Annotated in this window: 11 protein-coding genes; 4 read left to right on the top strand and 7 right to left on the bottom strand. The window is 61.7% G+C overall.

Features of this window, described 5'->3' with window-relative positions; all coding sequences use genetic code 11:
- Positions 1-30: 30 nt before the first annotated feature.
- Entirely contained in the window at positions 31-3,390 is a 3,360-nt protein-coding gene (locus tag ACZ9HU_RS13325) for a transglutaminase family protein (RefSeq protein WP_476105607.1), read from the bottom strand.
- 132 nt (positions 3,391-3,522) lie between these two features.
- Between ACZ9HU_RS13325 and alr the strand changes: the two genes are divergently transcribed.
- On the top strand, positions 3,523-4,608 hold the full coding sequence (gene alr, locus ACZ9HU_RS13320; RefSeq protein WP_476105605.1) for an alanine racemase: 1,086 nt from the start codon (positions 3,523-3,525) through the stop codon (positions 4,606-4,608).
- A 48-nt stretch (positions 4,609-4,656) separates the two neighbouring features.
- On the opposite strand, the gene ACZ9HU_RS13315 is transcribed toward alr, so the two are convergent.
- Positions 4,657-7,107 carry a TonB-dependent receptor gene (locus ACZ9HU_RS13315; protein WP_476105603.1) on the bottom strand — a complete coding sequence of 817 codons (2,451 nt, stop codon included), beginning with the start codon at positions 7,105-7,107 and terminating at the stop codon, positions 4,657-4,659.
- A 305-nt stretch (positions 7,108-7,412) separates the two neighbouring features.
- Here ACZ9HU_RS13315 and ACZ9HU_RS13310 point away from each other — a divergent pair, with 305 nt between their 5' ends.
- Complete coding sequence (locus ACZ9HU_RS13310; RefSeq protein WP_476105601.1) at positions 7,413-8,444, top strand: AI-2E family transporter; 1,032 nt, start codon at positions 7,413-7,415, stop codon at positions 8,442-8,444.
- Here the strand turns inward: ACZ9HU_RS13310 and ACZ9HU_RS13305 are convergent.
- The 5 genes from ACZ9HU_RS13305 to ACZ9HU_RS13285 form a co-directional block, all read right to left on the bottom strand.
- Positions 8,435-10,744: a putative bifunctional diguanylate cyclase/phosphodiesterase gene (locus ACZ9HU_RS13305; protein WP_476105600.1), complete on the bottom strand. Its 2,310-nt coding sequence runs from the start codon at positions 10,742-10,744 to the stop codon at positions 8,435-8,437. The genes ACZ9HU_RS13310 and ACZ9HU_RS13305 overlap by 10 nt on opposite strands.
- A gap of 140 nt (positions 10,745-10,884) precedes the next feature.
- Positions 10,885-11,763, bottom strand: coding sequence for an HpcH/HpaI aldolase/citrate lyase family protein (locus tag ACZ9HU_RS13300; RefSeq protein WP_476105598.1), 879 nt, complete (start codon positions 11,761-11,763; stop codon positions 10,885-10,887).
- A 136-nt stretch (positions 11,764-11,899) separates the two neighbouring features.
- Complete coding sequence (locus ACZ9HU_RS13295) at positions 11,900-12,343, bottom strand: chemotaxis protein CheW (RefSeq protein ID WP_476105597.1); 444 nt, start codon at positions 12,341-12,343, stop codon at positions 11,900-11,902.
- A gap of 104 nt (positions 12,344-12,447) precedes the next feature.
- Positions 12,448-12,936: a flavin reductase family protein gene (locus ACZ9HU_RS13290; protein ID WP_476105595.1), complete on the bottom strand. Its 489-nt coding sequence runs from the start codon at positions 12,934-12,936 to the stop codon at positions 12,448-12,450.
- Positions 12,937-13,055: 119 nt separating this feature from the next.
- The gene (locus ACZ9HU_RS13285) at positions 13,056-15,353 is read right to left on the bottom strand and encodes an ATP-dependent helicase (RefSeq protein WP_476105594.1); all 2,298 of its coding nucleotides are present in this window, start codon (positions 15,351-15,353) and stop codon (positions 13,056-13,058) included.
- A 142-nt stretch (positions 15,354-15,495) separates the two neighbouring features.
- Between ACZ9HU_RS13285 and ACZ9HU_RS13280 the strand changes: the two genes are divergently transcribed.
- Positions 15,496-15,837, top strand: a complete 342-nt coding sequence (locus ACZ9HU_RS13280; RefSeq protein WP_476105592.1) for a hypothetical protein — start codon at positions 15,496-15,498, stop codon at positions 15,835-15,837.
- Positions 15,838-15,958: 121 nt separating this feature from the next.
- A complete protein-coding gene (locus tag ACZ9HU_RS13275; RefSeq protein ID WP_476105591.1) occupies positions 15,959-17,251 on the top strand; it encodes an MFS transporter in 1,293 nt (430 codons plus the stop codon).
- Positions 17,252-17,445 lie beyond the last annotated feature (194 nt).

Raw genomic sequence — 17,445 nt, 5'->3', positions numbered from 1 at the left:
TGGGCCTTCTTGGGTGCTTTGCTGGCCAATTCAGTCCAGCCACCCCGGTCGGCGCAGGTCGAGCGTCATCGGGAATTCACTGGGCCATTCCTTGGCCGGGATGGGCGTGAACCCCGGCGTATGCCCAATGTCGGAGAAGCGAGCCTTGCGGCGCCCTTCGGCCTCATAGGCATTGATCGGCACCGTATCGTAATTGCGCCCGCCCGGATGCGCGACTTCATAGACCGCACCGCCCAGACTGCGCTGGTTCCAGGTGTCATAGATGTCAAAGGTCAGCGGCGCATGGGGCGGCATCATGGGATGGAGACAGTTGGATGGCCACCATGCCTTGTAACGCACCCCGCCAACCCCTTCGCCCGGCGTGCCGGTGGGGTTCATCGGAATGCGGCGCCCGTTACAGGTGATGATATGGCGCCCCGCGACAAGCCCGGTCGCGCGCACCTGAAGCCGCTCGGTCGAGGAATCGACGAAGCGCACCGTCCCGCCAATTGCGCCGGTTTCACCCAACACGTTCCACGGTTCCAAAGCATGGGCGATTTCCAGTTGCACCCCGCCGCCCTCGGTCGTGCCGTGGATGGGGAAACGGAACTGGCGCTGCGCCTCGAACCACACGGGGTCGAAATCATAACCCGCACGGCGCAGGTCCGATAGGACATCGAGGAAATCCGCCCACACGAAATGGCCCAGCATGAAGCGGTCATGCAATTGCGTGCCCCAGCGGACCAGCGGCCCGCCCTGTGGTTCGCGCCAGAACCATGCGGCCAGCGCCCGGATCAGCAATTGCTGGGCAAGGCTCATCTTCGCGTCTGGCGGCATCTCGAAGCCGCGGAATTCGACAAGGCCAAGGCGGCCGGTGGGACCATCGGGGCTGAACAATTTGTCGATACAGATTTCGGTGCGATGGGTGTTGCCCGTCACATCGACCAGCAGGTTGCGGAACAGGCGATCAACCACCCATGCCAAAGGCTGGGGCTGATCCGGTCCGGGCACCTGCGCCAGCGCGATTTCCAGTTCGTAGAGGCCGTCATGGCGCGCCTCGTCGATGCGCGGCGCCTGACTGGTCGGGCCGACGCACAGGCCGGAGAAGAGATAGGAAAGCGAAGGGTGCCGCTGCCAATAAGTGACAAAGCTTTTCAGCATGTCGGGGCGGCGAATGAACGGGCTGTCCAGCAGGCTTGGCCCGCCCAACACGATATGGTTGCCACCGCCCGTGCCCACGGCACGACCATCGACCATAAATTTGTCCGCCGTCAGCCCGACTTCACGCGCCACGTCATAGAGCGTTTCGGTGATATGGACCGATTCCCGCCACGATCCGGCGGGCTGGATATTCACCTCGATAACGCCGGGGTCGGGCGTGACCTTCAACACCATCAGGCGCGGGTCGGAGGGCGGGGGATAGCCCTCGATCCGCACCGGCAGCCCGCTTTCCTCGGCCACGCGTTCCACCGTGGCGATCAGGTCGAGGTAGTCTTCCAGCGTTTCCACCGGCGGGATGAAGACGCAAAGGTGGTCGCGGCGTGCCTCTACCGTGATAGCGGTGCGCACGACGCCTTCGATGGCGACCTGTTCAACATAGCCGGTGTTGAAGGATTGCGGCGGTGTGTCGGATACACGCTGGAACGGACCCTGCGTACGGGCGGCGGCCTCGCGCTCGCCCGCCAGGCCATAGAAATCGGGCAGGGGGGCGCGTTCCTCTGCCGTATCCTGCGGGTTGATGAAGGGATATTGCGCCGCCGTCACATAGGGCAGCGAAGACAGCGGCAGGCGATAACCCAGCGCCGCGTCGCCAGGCACCGCAAACAGCGCCCCGCGCCGCAAACGCCACTTTTCCGAACGCCAACGGCGGATCGGCACCTGCGCGGCCTGCCACCAGCGCTGGATCGGCAGGACATAGCCCACCGGCTTGTTCAGCCCCCGCTGGAACGTGCGCATAAAGCGCGAGCGTTCCTCCGGGTCATCCAGTTCCGGATCATCGGGCGAGAGATTGTCGGGCAGTTGCGCCTCGCGCACGATCCATTCGATCGCGTCTTCATAGACGGGCTGCACAAATTCCTCGTCCACGCCCAGCGTCGTTGCAACCCCGCGCAGCACCACTTCCGCGCTTTCCGGCGCCACATCGGGCAAGGGCGTTTCGCGCGGCAAGGTTTCGCCCGCGATCAGCGAGGCATCGCGCCACACCGGCACGCCATCCTTGCGCCAATAGATCGAATAGCCCCAGCGCGGCAGGCTTTCCCCCGGATACCATTTGCCCTGACCATGGTGCAGCATCGATCCGGGCGCGAATTCATCGCGCAAACGGCGGATCAGGCGGTCGGCATAGGCGGCCTTGGTCGGGCCGACGGCGTCACTGTTCCATTCGGGCGCTTCGAAATCACCATCGGCGATGAAGGTCGGTTCGCCGCCGATCGTCATGCGCATATCCTGCGCGACAATATCCCGGTCCACCTTGTCGCCCAGCGCCATCAGCGCGTCCCAGCGTTCGTCGGTAAAGGGTTTGGTGATGCGCACCGCTTCGTGGATGCGGTGAACATTCATCTCGAAATGGAAATCAACCTCGGCCGGTTCGGCAAGGCCGGAAATGGGCGCGGCGCTGCGGTAATGGGGCGTGGCGCAAAGGGGGATGTGCCCTTCGCCCGCCAACATGCCGCTGGTCGCGTCCATTGCGATCCAGCCCGCGCCCGGCACATAGGCTTCGGCCCATGCGTGGAGGTCGCAAACGTCTTGCGATACGCCCTTTGGCCCGTCGACCGGGATGACATCGGGCGTCATCTGAATCGAATAGCCCGACACGAAACGCGCGGCAAAACCCAGACGCCGCAACAGGTTGACCAGAAGCCATGCCGAATCGCGGCACGAGCCGGAGCCGATTTCCAGCGTTTCCTCTGGCTCCTGAACCCCCGGCTCCATGCGGATGACGTAATTGACCGCCTGATAGACCGCCTGATTGACCTCAACCAGAAAATCGACCGTGCGCAACTTGGTGTCGGCGTAACGTTCATAGAGTTTATCGAACAGCGGCCCTTGCGGTTCGACATCGAAATAGGCGGCCAGATCTTCCTTCAGCGCGTCATCATAGGTGAAGGGGCGTTCTTCGGCATATTCTTCGACAAAGAAATCGAACGGATTGATGACCACCATATCGGCCAGAAGATCGACCTGAATACTGAAATGATCGACCGGATCGGGAAATACCAGCCGCGCCAGCCAATTGCCATGCGGATCCTGTTGCCAATTCAGGAAGTGGTTTTCAGGGCTGATTTTCAGCGAATAGTTCGGGATCTGTGTCCGGCTGTGCGGGGCCGGACGCAGGCGGATCACCTGCGGGCCCAGACGGATCGGTTTGCTGTAGCGATAGCGGGTGAGGTGGTGCAGGCCAGCTGTGATCATGGCAGCGAGTGTGCGCGAAAGGTTTGTGCGCTGCAATATCCAAATGCGCGCACATTAAACATAAACATACGCGGTTGCGCTTTGGTTCCCTCTGGTCCAGCAGGGCGCGATCAAGGCTGGAGTGACAGGCAAGTGCAGGCGCAGATGGCCCCCGCGCCGGGGGTTTTGACGATTGATCTTGGCGCGCTGGTGGAAAACTGGCGCCGTGTGGGCCGCGAAGTCGCGTCGGCAAAGGTCGCAGCGGTGGTTAAGGCCGACGCCTATGGTCTGGGCGCGGCGCGGGTGGTGCCGGCGTTGGTGGCGGCGGGGTGCCAGACATTCTTCGTCGCCAACCTGGTTGAGGCTCTGGCTATCCGCGAACTGGTGCCCGCCGATGCCGTGCTGGGCGTCCTCAATGGTCTGCATCCGGGTGGCGAGGAATTTGCCGCCAAGGCCGCCATTACGCCCGTTTTGAACAGCATGGAGCAGGCGAGGCGCTGGCAGGCATTTGCCGCGCCCGCCTTTCTTCAGGTCGATACCGGTATGGCGCGTCATGGTGTCAGCATGGAGGAGGCCGCCAGTTTGGCGCAGGATGGCGATTTTCGCGCCGCGGTGCCTTTACTGGCCATCATGAGCCATTTGTCCTGTGCCGATGAACCCAACAGGGCGGAAAATGCCGCGCAACTGGCCTGTTTCGAACGGGCGGCGGCGTTCTTCCCCGGTGTGCCGCGCTGTTTCGCCAATTCGGGCGGGGTGCAATTGGGGGCGGCCTATCATGGCGACATGGTGCGTGCGGGCCTTTGCCTTTACGGCGCGGAACCCGGCGATGGGCACGGCGATCCATTCCTGCCGGTGGTCAAGCTGAAGGCGCGTGTCCTGCAAACCCGGATTGTTCCGGCGGGAACGGGGGTGGGTTATGGCCAGACTTGGCATGCGCCGCGCGAAACGCGGCTGGCGTTGCTCTCCATTGGTTATGCCGATGGTTTTGTGCGCAGCCTGTCCGGGCGCGGGGCGGTTTGGGCCAAGGGCGAGCTTTTGCCCATTGTCGGGCGTGTGTCGATGGACGTGACGGTCGTGGACGCTACCGCTTTGCCCGATGGCGCCTTGCAGGAGGGCGATCTGGTCGAAATCATCGGACCCCATCGTCCCATTGAAGCGGTGGCGCAGGAGGCCGGGACGATTGCCTATGAAATCCTGACCCAATTGGGCGGGCGGTATCAGCGCGTCTATCTATCCTGAAAAAATCCGGCGCGGGTGGATCGCCCGCGCCGGACAGTCAGGGTTTGGTTAAAACTCGAACTTCACCGTCGCGCCATAGGTGCGCGGATCGCCCAGATTGGCGGCAATCAGGCCGGTGTTGCCGCTGGCCACGGTCAGCATTTCGACATAATTCGTGCCGGTCGCATTACGCACCCAGCCATAAATGTCCAGCCCGCGATCCTGACGCCAACCAGCGCGGAAATTGTGCAGCGAATAGCCCTTCACCCAAGTGTAGATCGAAGCCGAAGCATTCGAGGACCAGCTGGAGCGATAGGAGGCATCATAGCCGACATAGGCCGAGCCTTCCTTGCCGAACAATTTGGCCGGAATGTTATATTCGCCGCCCCAGCTCAGCGCATATTTCGACACGCCCGGCAGGCGCTGGCCCGAAATGTCGCAGGAGGCCGGGCTGAGCGCGCCGGGGACGCCGGCCGCGCCCGGTGTGCCGGTGGTCGTCGTGCCGCCCGACAATTCCGGCGGGCAGGGGGCGGTGGTGAACTTGCGATATTTCGCGTCGGTCAGCGCCGCGTTCAGGTAAGCGCTGAAGCGGTCACTGGGGCGAACCGAGAAATCGCCTTCGAGGCCCTGCGTGCGTACGGCCTCGGCATTGGCCAGATAGCCGCGCAGCACACCCAGCGCGCCATTGGTCACCTGCGCCTGGAAATTGTCAATGTCGGTGCGGAAGGCGGCAAGGTTGACGGTGACCTTGCGGTCCAGCCACTGGCTCTTGAAGCCCAGTTCGAAATGGTTGACCGTTTCGGGCTTGACCGTCGCGGCGGCCAGAATGGGCTGGCCATTGGCGTCCGAGGGTACGCCGTTCAGGTTGACCCCGCCCGACTTGAACGTCTTGGCATAGGTGGCATAGGCGCGCACATCGCGGCCCAGTTGATAGGCCAGCGTCAGGTCATAGCTGAAATTCCATGCCGAATAGCGCGCCGGGAATTGCTGAGACGACAGCACGCCCGCCTGCGCGCCCAGCAGCGAGTTGGAACCGGTGCCCGAATTAGGGAAAATCTGAGTTCCGGCGGAATTGGTGACGACCGAATTGTACCAGCCCTTCTTCTGGTCATAGTTCAGGCGCACGCCCGGCTGGATGGTGAAACGGTCGGTCACTTTCCAGCTCAACTGGCTGAAAGCGGCAAGGCTGGTGTTGTTGAGCCGGATGTCATTCTTGGCGGTCAGGCCGTTGAGGATATCGGGAACGCAGGTGGCCGACGACCCCGTCGGGCAGATTGCGTTGATCTGTGTGCTGGACAACAGGAAGCGGCTGGCGGCGGTGCCCTGTTGCTGGGTGCCGGTGGTGTGGACGGCCTGATTGAAGGCGAAAAGGCCCACGTTCCAATCGAACTTGTCGGTCGACAGGCTGTAGCGGAATTCCTGCGTGAACTGTTCCTGCTTGGTCGGGTTCTGGCTCAACGTGGTGATGGGCAGGCCGGTGTAATCGCGGTCATTCGACGGGTTCCAGTCCCAGAAACGCCATGCGGTGATGCTGGTCAGCGTGCCGGGGCCGACCTGCGCCTTGACCTTGAGCGAGGCGCCGCCAATGCGGTTGGTGGCGCGAAGTTCGCTGTCCAGATCGGTCAGGCGGGCATAAGGATTGGTGCTGGGCGGGGCATAGTTCAGCGCGGCGGCCAGCGCGGGAAACTGGCGGGCGCTGGAACGCTGGGTGCTGCCATAGCCGTAATAGACCGTGGCGCAGCACGAGGGGTTCTGTTCATTGTAATCGGCGGCCAGCGTGACATCGACAGTACCCGACGGGCGCCACAGGATTTGCCCGCGCAGACCCAGATTGTCCTGCGACTGGACCCAGCTTTTCGTGGTGGTGTTATAGATCGTGCCGTTGCGCCCGGTCGATGACACCGCGATGCGCGCCGCCACCGTGTCGGACAAAGGCCCCGACACGGCCAATTTCAACTGACGATAGCCGTAATTGCCGACAGAGACTTCGCCCCGGCTTTCAAAGTTGAAGGTGGGCGCGCGGCTGGTGATGTTGATCGCGCCGGCGGTGGTGTTCTTGCCATACAGCGTGCCCTGCGGCCCGCGCAAAACTTCGATCTGGCCCGCGTCGAGGAAGTCGAATGTGCTGGCCGCAGCCCGGCTGAAATAGACGTCGTCGACATAGATGCCGACGCCCTGTTCGATGCCGTCATTCGTCAGGCCAAACGGCGCGCCAAGGCCGCGAATATTGGCCGCCGAATTGCGCGGGTTGGACGAATAAAACTGAAGCGTCGGGGCCAGTTGTTGCAGGCGGTTGACGTTGAACGCGCCAGTGCGTTCCAGCGTCAGCCCGCCCAGAACAGAGATGGCAACCGGCACGCTCTGCGCGCTTTCGGTGCGGTGGCGGGCGGTGACGACAATGTCGCCGGGGGCTTCGGCCTGCACCTGATCATCGGCGGGCGCTGTGTCGGCGGCAAGGGCCGGGGTGGCGAAAAATGCGGCGCTGGCCACGCTGGCAAGGAAAATCTGGCGCAGTTTCATACTCGATCCTTTGTCTTGGCAACGCGGCCACCATCAGGCGCGCGTTGTTCAGGCGTTGGTGATCGGGAATGCGCATGGCCGTTATCAGGCCTTGCGAATGTCCCCCCATGTGCTCGTCCAATTAATTTCTATCAATTAGGTAGAGTTGAATCGCTCTTAAACTCAATCATAAAAATAGACATTCAAGGAAATCTGTTCACCGCCCAAGTCTGGCTAAACGTCATCGCGCTGTTGCCCTATGCCTCCAGACCTTTATGCAGAGGCAGGAAGGGCCAAACAGGAGAAGGCTATTGCCACCGGCGCGCATGTTTCTTTTGGGGCTGATTGTGGCCATTTCGCTGGCTTTTGGCTGGCTGGTGGCGCCATTTGCCGGGGCGGTGTTGTGGGCGGTGATTGTCGCGGTGTTGTTTGACCCGCTGCACCAACGGTTCAAGGCATCGATGCCGGGGCATCCCGACCGCTGCGCTGCGATAACATTATGCGTCGTGGTGGCGGTGGTGGTTCTGCCGGCTCTGGCTCTGGGCGTGGCTTTGGTGGAGCAGGGCAGTGCGCTCTATGTCAGCGTCGAGTCGGGGCAGATTGATCCGCTGCGCCTTTTGGCCGGACTGCAAATGCGCATGCCACATTGGCTTCAGGGGCAATTGGGCGTGTCGGGACTGGCCAGTCTTGAGGATATTCGCGATTGGCTGGGGCGACAGATGAGCGACCTTTTGCGCAACATTGGCCCGCAATTGCTCAGCTTTGGCCAGAGCACGCTGGGCCTGTTCCTGCAATTGGGGGTGATGCTTTATCTGGCCTATTTCCTGATCCGTGACGGGCGGGCGCTGGGCGAAAAGATTGCGCGGGCGGTGCCGCTTGACCCCGCGATGACCGATCTGTTGATCAGCAAATTCCTGCAGGCGGTGCGCGCGACAATCAAGGGCAGCCTGATCGTGGCCGTGTTGCAGGGCACGATTGGCGGGCTCAGTTTCTGGATTCTGGGCTTGCCCGGCGCATTGCTGTGGGGCGTGGCGATGGGGGTGTTTTCACTTTTCCCTTCGGTCGGCACGGGCCTCGTCTGGGTGCCGGTTTCTGTCTATCTGCTGGCCAGCGGATCGGTATGGCAGGGCGCGGCGCTGGCGGCGCTGGGCTTTTTCGTGATCAGCAGTGTGGACAATCTGGTGCGGCCCATTCTGGTCGGGCGCGATACGCGTGTGCCCGATTACGTGATCTTGATCACCACGCTGGGCGGGTTTGAACTGATGGGGTTCAATGGCTTTGTCATGGGGCCGGTGATTGCCGCCCTGTTCATTGCCATATGGCAGGTGGTGGGCGAAAGCCGCGCCGATCAGGCCTGACGCATGGCCAGTTGATCGTGTTCCAGCCCATGCTTGTCGAGATATTCGATGACCTGCCGCGCGGGCATGGCGCGGGCATAGAGATAGCCCTGTCCGGTGTCGCACCCCATGTCGATCAGGAACTGCTGCTGCTCAAAGGTTTCAATACCCTCGGCAATCACCTCCAGACCAAGGCAATGGCCCAGATTGACGACGATGGAGGCAATCGCCTCGGCATCATTTTTGGTCCCGATCTGGCCGATAAAGGATCGGTCGATCTTGAGCAGATCCACCGGAAATTGGGTCAGATGCGAAAGCGATGCATAGCCGGTGCCGAAATCATCAAGCGCAATGCGCAATCCGTGCTGGCTCAACCGCTTGAGGGCATTTTCAACGTCAAGTGCGCCCTTGTCGAGGAGCACATCCTCGGTCACTTCGATCTGGAGGCATGATGGCGGCAATCCGCGCGCCTGCAACCGGGTCAGGACCGTCTGGACAATGCCGTCGGGACGGAAATCGGCGCTGGTCACATTGACGGCCACATGGCCGAATGCGACGCCCGCGGCCATCCAGCGCTCGATATCATCCAGCACCATGTCGAGCATAGAATTGCTGAGCGCCGCGCTCAGGATGGGGTCGGCAAAGGCGGCTTTCAACGCATCGGGCGCGCGCAAATTGCCATCCCGGTCCCGCCAGCGCAGCAGGGCTTCAAAACCGATGTGATGCCCGCGGCGCAAACAAACCTTGGGCTGATAATGAGGCACAATCGTTCGGCGTTTCAGCGCAAAGCGTGCGGCCGAAATCATCGCTTGATGGCGTTCGACCTCATCCATCATCGCCGGTTCAAAGATCTTCATCTGCGCGCGCCCGGCCGCCTTGGCGGCGTAAAGCGCGATGTCGGCGGCCTTCATCACTTCGGAACGGGCGGGGCCATCATGAGGGATGAAACTGGCCCCGATGCTGGCGCCGCATTCCAGCACGCGGTCGCCATGCAGGATCGGTTCGCGCAATTCCTCGTAAATACGCGCGGCAATCTGTTCCAATTCACCCGCGCCACGCGCCGCAACAATCATCGCGAATTCATCGCCGCCCGTGCGCGCCACCAGATCGCCCGGATTGACCGCCGCCCGCAATCGCGCCGCCAGTGCGCGCAGCAGAACGTCGCCGCCATCGTGGCCCATTGTGTCATTGATCGCTTTGAAATTGTCGACATCAACAATCATCAACGCGCTGACGGGCTCGGCGCCGTACGGGGGCTTCGCCTTCATCAGGGCGGCATCCAGCCTTTCCTGCAACACGGCGCGGTTGGGCAGGCCCGTTAATGTGTCGTGCTGAGCCATCCAAATCGCGCGTTCTTCGGAATGCTTCTGGCTGGTGATATCGCGGGCCACCACAATCAGCCGCCCCGATGCATCCGAAGTTTCATTGACGATCGTATCGTACCAGAATTTTCCACCATCCGACCGACTGTAGCAAGTGGTGAAGCTGGCCAATTGCCCATGTCTGGCGCGGGCCAGAGCCGCCATGGCGGCGGGGCGATCCTTTTCCTCCAGAATCGACAGGAAGGACCGCCCGACCAGAACCGCTTCACAGCCCAGTTCTTCAGGTTGCCGATTGCTGAAGACGACCTTGTAATCCTTGTCCACGATCAGCGTCAGATCGGGGTTGGATTGCAAAATCGTTTCGTTCAACGCCTTGCTTTGCTTCAGTTCGGCCGTTGTCGTCATCCACGATGCCAGCATCCGGTGCAGTCTGAAAGATGCCGAAAAGATCGCCATCATGAAGATGGGCAACTGGATGGTGATGATGGCCATGATGGCGTCACCGGACAACAAACCGCCAAGCGCACAAGGCGCCAAAGTGGCAAAGGTCATGGTCGCCGCCAGGCGCGGGGTGCCGAAATTGCGCAGGCAAATGCCGCCAACCATCGCCGCCGCTGAAATGCAGGCCACCGTAGCCATGGCCCAATCGCCGCTGGTCAGGCACAACAGGGCACCAAGACCGACCGACGTTGCCCACATCACCGACAGAATGGCGGCAATGCCGTGCAGATGGGTGGGTTTGTCAAAATCCCGATCGCGCGACATCATCAACACGATGATCCGGCCAATCCCGAGCACGATTTCAAACAGCAGCCAGCCAAATACCGGCGCTGACGGTATGCGGAACGCCGCCACCGCCGCCACTGCCACGCTGTTGAGCACGCCGCCAATGAAGATGGCCAGAGATCCGAACAGGCCATTGGCCATTTGCGCAGCAATAGGGGCCGAGACTTTCTCCTCGGTGCTGAGCAGCCAATGAGTGAGTCTGTTGATTGGCACGCTGCGCTAAGCCCATTCTGTTTGATCCCAAGGGAAGGGCTTAGCGTGAAAGTGTTAATACAAAGGTGATGAATGCGTAAGTTTAACCAATCCAAAGAGCGCCTTCAACGGTCGCGATCCTTGAAACTGGTTAAGTTTCCTTACGTTCTTGCCGCTATCCTGCGCGCCTGAGCCAAAAGGCTTTGCGCGGAATCGCGGTGCAGCAATTCCACCATCCGCCCATCAACCTTGATCGCCCCCTTGCCGGCATTTTCGGGCAGATCGAATGCGGCAATGACTTTGCCCGCCCATTCCAGTTCAGCCGCCGATGGGCTGAAAATGGCATTACACGGTTCGATCTGGGCCGGGTGGATCAGGGTCTTGCCATCAAATCCGAACATCAGACCCTGTTCCGCTTCGGTACGAAAGATGTCCAGATCGCGAAATTCATTGCAGACCCCATCAAGGATCGACAGTCCATGCGCCCGCGCCGCCGCCACGGCCAGCGACAGGAACGGCTGAAGAAAGGTCCGTTTGGCATCGGGCCGGGCACGCAATTCCCGCGCCAGATCATTCGGCCCGATCACCCAGAGCGCCAGCCGCGTTTGCCGCGCCAGCGAGGCGATGGCATCCAGCCGCAGCACCGAACCGGCCGTTTCAATCATCGCCCACAATTGCAAATCCGATGGCGCATTGGTCAGAGCCTCGTGATAGCGCAGCACGTCCTGCGGGCTGGAAACCTTGGGCACCAACAGCGCATCGGCCCCGGCCCGCGCCAGCGCGTCCAGATCATCACGCCCCCATTCGGTGTCAAGGCCATTGATCCGCACCGCCACCTCGCGATGGCCAAACCCGCCGGTATAGAGGGCGCGAACCGCGGCCTCGCGTGCTGCTTCCTTTTGGTCGGGGGCGACCGCATCCTCAAGGTCGATAATGACCACATCGGCGTCCACCTCACGCGCCTTGGCCAATGCCTTGGGGTTGGAGGCGGGCATGAACAAGGCGCTGCGGCGCGGGCGGTCGGGGCTGAGAGCGGGCATCAATGATCCTCTGCTGGTTCGGCCATGGCTTGGGTTTATGCCGCGACCTTTCTGGGGCTGAACAGCGGCAATTTTGTTCACAACACTTTGTGCGTCAAGCAAGCTTTAAGTCGCGGATGCAGAGTAACCCATCCGATTACTGACCCGCAGCGCGGATCCAGTCGCGCCCCACCAGTTGATCCAGATTGAGGACCAGCAGCATCCGGTCGCCCACCGGGGCAAGCCCGTCGATAAAGGATGTCATCTCCTCAATCCCCAAGGCGGGGGGCGGTTGCAGCCTGTCCTCCTTTAACGTCAAAAGGTCGGACACGGTTTCGACGATCAACCCGGCCTGTACCGGGCCCACCTGTACCACGATGATGGCGTGCCGTTCGGTGGTCCGTGTCGTGCCCCAACCCAATCGTGCGCCCAGATCGAGTATGGGCAGAATCGCGCCGCGCAGATTGGCCACGCCCGCCAAACAGGATGGTGCGCCCGGCAATCGGGTTACCGGCGACCACGCGCGGATTTCGCGTATCGCGGCAATGTCCAGCCCGAACAATTGACGTGACACTTCAAAGGTTATCAACTCGCGCGTCATAAATCCCTTCACCCGTCCGCTTTCGCGTGTGACGCATCAAGGGTTAACGGCGCAACGCCAGATGGGTTCAAATTGGCGCTGACGCCATGCGCGTGAATTGTGGGTCAGAGCGCGGCGAAACCGCCGTAATTTCCGCGATGAAACAACAGTGGGTCGCCCTCGCGGCCCACATTCAACCGCTGTACCGCGCCCAGAACAAAGTCATGATCGCCCGCATCCAGCGTGGCATGGATCTGCGCCTCGATCGTGATCAGCGCGCCGGAGAGCAAAGGCAGGCCATCGTTCGAGAGCGTGTATTCCACCCCGGCAAATTTATCACCGCGCCCGGCCAGTTGCCCGCAAAGCGCGGCCTGATCGCTGCCCAGAACGTTGACGGCAAACTTGCCCGTCGCCGCAATCGCCTGCCAACTGGCCGAGGTGCGCGTGGGAAGGAAGCCGACCAGCGGCGGATCGAGCGAGACCGAGGTGAATGTTCCCACGACCATGACCAGCGGCGCGCCATCAGCGTCGCTGGACGTGATGGCGGCAACGCCGGTGGGGTAATGGCCCAGCACACGGCGATAATCTGCCGCTTCAATGGCCGCTTGCGTCATGATCTGTCCTTAATCCCACCGTTAATCTCGTTACCCTGCCGTGCCAGAGCGCGCGCGATGCTGCAAGTGCGTGATGGGGCGGGGCCTCATGGAAATTGCTTATAAACGCCTGTCGGAGATCATATGCGTTTGACGAAACTGTCCAGCACGCGCTTGAACCCGCCGCTGTCGAATTCGATCTCCAGCTTGTTGCCTTCCTGCGCCTTGACCGTGCCGTTCCCGAATTTTTCGTGGAACACTTGGTCGCCAATGCGGATGTCAAGGCGCGGGGCGGCGGCAAAACTGGCCGCGCTGCGGGTGCTTTCGGCGACTTTGCGTGCGGGGGCAAAGGTGGTCTGGCTGGCCCGTTGCCAACCGGGACCGCGCGTGTCCATGCGTTGGGGTTTGTTTTGCGCGACATGGGCAAAGGGATCGTCCCGCTCGCTCCATTGCGCGCGCCACAGGCTGGCCCCGCCGGTCATCGTGCTTTCGCTGTTGATATGGGCGGGGGGCAATTCGCCGATGAATCGGCTGGGCAGCGAGGACGTCCATTGCCCATAGATACGCCGGTTGGCCGCGTGCAGGATCGTGCAGAACCGCCGCGCCCGGGTGATCGCCACATAGGCCAGACGCCGCTCCTCCTCCAGACTGGCGAGGCCCCCTTCGTCCAGAGAACGCTGCGACGGAAATACGCCTTCTTCCCATCCAGGCAGGAATATATGGTCAAATTCCAGGCCTTTGGCCGCATGGATGGTCATGATCGTGACCTTTTCGGCGTCATTATTCGCCTCATTGTCCATGACCAGAGAGACATGCTCAAGGAAATCGCCCAGCGTCTCGTAATCTTCCATCGCGCGGGCCAGTTCCGACAGGTTTTCCAGACGCCCCGCGCTTTCCGCGCTGCGGTCGGCCTGAAGCATGGCGGTATAGCCCGATTCGTCCAGCATCACGCGGGCCAGTTCGGCGGGCGTCGCCGTTCTGGCCAGATCGCGCCAGCGCGCCATGTCGCGCATCAGCGCCAGCAGCGTATTGCGCGCCTTGGCCGGTAATTCATCCGTATCGGCCATGGCCAGCGCGGCGGCGGCCAGCGGCATGTCATGTGCGCGGGCAAAACGGTGCAGCTTTTCCAGCGTTTTGTCGCCAAGCCCGCGCTTGGGCGTGTTATAGATCCGTTCAAACGCCAGATCGTCGGCCGGTTGGGTGATGATGCGCAGATAGGCCAGAGCATCGCGGATTTCGGCGCGTTCGTAAAACCGGAAACCGCCGATGATGCGATAGGCAAGGCCGATGGAAATAAACCGGTCTTCAAACTCGCGCGTCTGGAACTGCGCACGCACCAGAATGGCGATCTTGTCGAGCGGCAGGCCCTCGCGCTCCAGCCTTTCGATTTCCTCGCCCACGCGGCGGGCTTCCTCGGGCGCGTCCCACACGCCGATCACGCGGACCTTGTCGCCGCCGGTCGCCTCGGTCCACAATTGCTTGCCAAGACGCTCGCTGTTTTCCTTGATGAGGCCGCTGGCCGCGCCAAGGATATGCGGGGTGGAGCGATAGTTCTGCTCCAGCTTGATGACTTTCGCGCCGGGAAAATCTTTCTCAAAACGCAGGATATTGGCCACCTCGGCCCCGCGCCATGAATAGATCGACTGATCATCGTCGCCTACGACGCAGATGTTGTGCCGCCGGCCTTCAATCCCCTGCGCCAACAGGCGAAGCCAGAGATACTGGACCGAATTGGTGTCCTGATATTCGTCCACCATGATATATTTGAAACGGCGCTGATATTCCTCCAGCACGTCGCGGTGCCGCCGGAAAATGTCGAGCATATGCAGCAGCAGATCGCCAAAGTCGCAGGCGTTGACCGCCTTCAGCCGGTCCTGATACAGCCGATAGAAATGCGCGCCGCGCCCGTTGGCATAGGCTTCATTTTCAACGGCATCCAGATCGCCCGGACCAAAGCCCCGGTTCTTCCAGCGGTCAATGCACCCGGCCAAAGCCTTGGCGGGCCAGCGCTTTTCATCCAGCCCCTCGGCCTGAATCAACTGCTTCAAAAGGCGCAACTGATCATCGGTGTCGATTATCGTGTAATTGCTTTGCAAGCCCGCCAGTTCGGCATGGCGCCGCAGCATCTTGGCCGCAATGGCGTGAAACGTGCCCAGCCACGGCATGCCCTCGACCGCAGGGCCGATCAGATGGCCCACACGTTCACGCATTTCGCGCGCGGCCTTGTTGGTAAAGGTCACGCACAGGATCTCGGATGGCCAAGCCAGCCTTTGTGCAATGATCTGCGCCATGCGCGCGGTCAGCGCCGCCGTCTTGCCCGTGCCGGCCCCCGCCAGCATAAGCACCGGCCCCTCTGTCGTCAGCACGGCTTCGCGCTGGGGCGGGTTCAGTTTGGCCAACCAAGGGGCGTCATGGGCGGGGGCGGAGGGCATGGTCATGCGGAACGCCTAGAGAACATGGCGCCATGGCGCAAGACTATTGCCCTCCATCATGGAACAATTGGCCGCAATCTGCCTTTCAACCATCAGGTGCCGATGATCCCCATCGGTGGACAGGGGGCAAACCGGAAAGGACGCAGTAATGAGCAAGTTCCTGATTTCTGGTCTGGTTGCCGCCATGGCTGCAACCGCCGCAGGCGCCATGCAGCCCGACCAGCCCGCATCGGCCAAGATGCAGCTGGCGCAGGCCGCCCCCGTTGAAATTCAGGCCAATCCGCGTGGTTCATTGGCGGCGGCTGTGAATACTCCCAACCCGGCCACCGCCAATACGCCCGTGGCGCCCGCCCTGCCTGATGATCCCAATTATCATGCGGGGCCCTATGTCGGCGCGCTGACCCCGCCGCCGCCAGAGGCCTTTAACAAGCACTATGCGGTTTGTCGCGGATCGTTGCAGGATAATTGCCGCAACCCCGGCGGCATCTGATCCCCTGGGAAGCAGGCGTCCTGATTGGTCCTCGGGGCGCCTGCGTTTATAAGGTGATGTGATCGATTGCCGGTCACTTTCCAATTGACTTGCGCGGCGCGCATGGCAACGCCTTTCGCCCATGAGCCAGTCCCCTAAGCACCCCATCGTCAAGAACGCTCGAATTCTGACCGCCGCGCTTGTCGGTACATCGGTGGAATTCTACGACTTCTATATCTTTGCCACGGCCACCGCACTGGTCTTTGGCCCGATGTTCTTTCCCGAGGCGGCGCCGGGGCGGCAATTGCTGTTGGCGTTTATGAGCCTTGGCATCGCCTTTGTCGCGCGGCCGGTGGGGGCCATCGCCTTTGGCCATTTCGGGGACCGGATCGGGCGCAAATCGACGCTGGTGGCCTCGCTGATGTTGATGGGCGGATCGACGCTGGCGGTAGGCTTTCTGCCGTCCTATGCGCAGGCGGGCATTCTGGCGCCGATCCTGCTTTGCGTCTGCCGCTTTGGTCAGGGTTTTGGCCTTGGGGGTGAATGGGGCGGGGCGGCTTTGCTGGCGGTGGAAAATGCGCCGCGTGGATGGGAGGCGCGTTTTGGCAGCGCCCCGCAATTGGGCGCGCCGGTCGGGTTCTTGGCGGCCAATGGCCTGTTTCTGATCCTTGGGCTGGTCATGCCAGAGGCCGAATTCAAGGCTTGGGGCTGGCGCATTCCGTTCATGCTGTCGGTCGTGCTGGTTGGCGTTGGCCTGTGGGTACGTTTGAAAATTACCGAAACCGCCGCATTTGCCGAAGCATTGACCCATGAAAAACCGCCAGAAGTGCCGCTGGGCGTCCTGCTGTCGCAACATTGGAAGGCGTTGATCGCGGGCAGCGCGGGCGTGGTGTCGTGCTTCTCGCTGTTTTATCTCTGCACCGCCTTTGCGCTGGCGCAGGGGACCGGGCCGCTGCATTATCCGCGCACGGGTTTCATGGTGGCGCAGTTAGCCGCCAATCTGATGCTGGCGGCGGGCATCATCTATGCCGCAATCTGGTCGGATCGTTTCAGCTCGGCCAAGGTATTGGCGTGGGGCGCGACGCTGGGCGCGGTGATCGGCGCTTTCTATTGGGCTGGCCTGTCTTCGGGCAGCCTGATCGTGGTGTTTATCACGCTGTCGGCTGCGCTCTTTGCCATGGGCATGGCCTATGGCCCGCTATCGGGTTGGCTGTCGGGCCTGTTTCCGGTCGAGGTGCGCTATTCCGGCATTTCCATGGCGTTTAACGCCGGCGGCATCATTGGCGGCGCGCTGACCCCGGTTCTGGCGCAGAGCCTGATCGAGAAAGGCATGGGCAACTGGATCGGGATTATTCCTGCCGTTGCGGGCGTGGTGACGCTGATCGGGATCGGTTGGACGCGGCGGTTGGGGACGCGGCGTGTGATGGCGGTTTGAAGGTTTTGCCTCCGGCGGGCAAAGGGCGGGGGCCCTTTGCAATCCCGTTAATGGGGCGGCGTTTGGTGGTGGATGATAAAATGAAAGCCTGCGGCGCTGTTAAAATGCGCCGCAGGCTTTTAAATTTGCAACGCCGCGTCCGACACAAAAAGCCGAACCTAAAGCGCAACGCAGACAGTACCGGGAGCGCGAGG

The organism is Novosphingobium sp. Sphag1I, from assembly GCF_056279125.1.
Note: the sequence above shows the minus strand (reverse complement) of the source record. Positions and strands in the feature narration are given on the sequence as shown.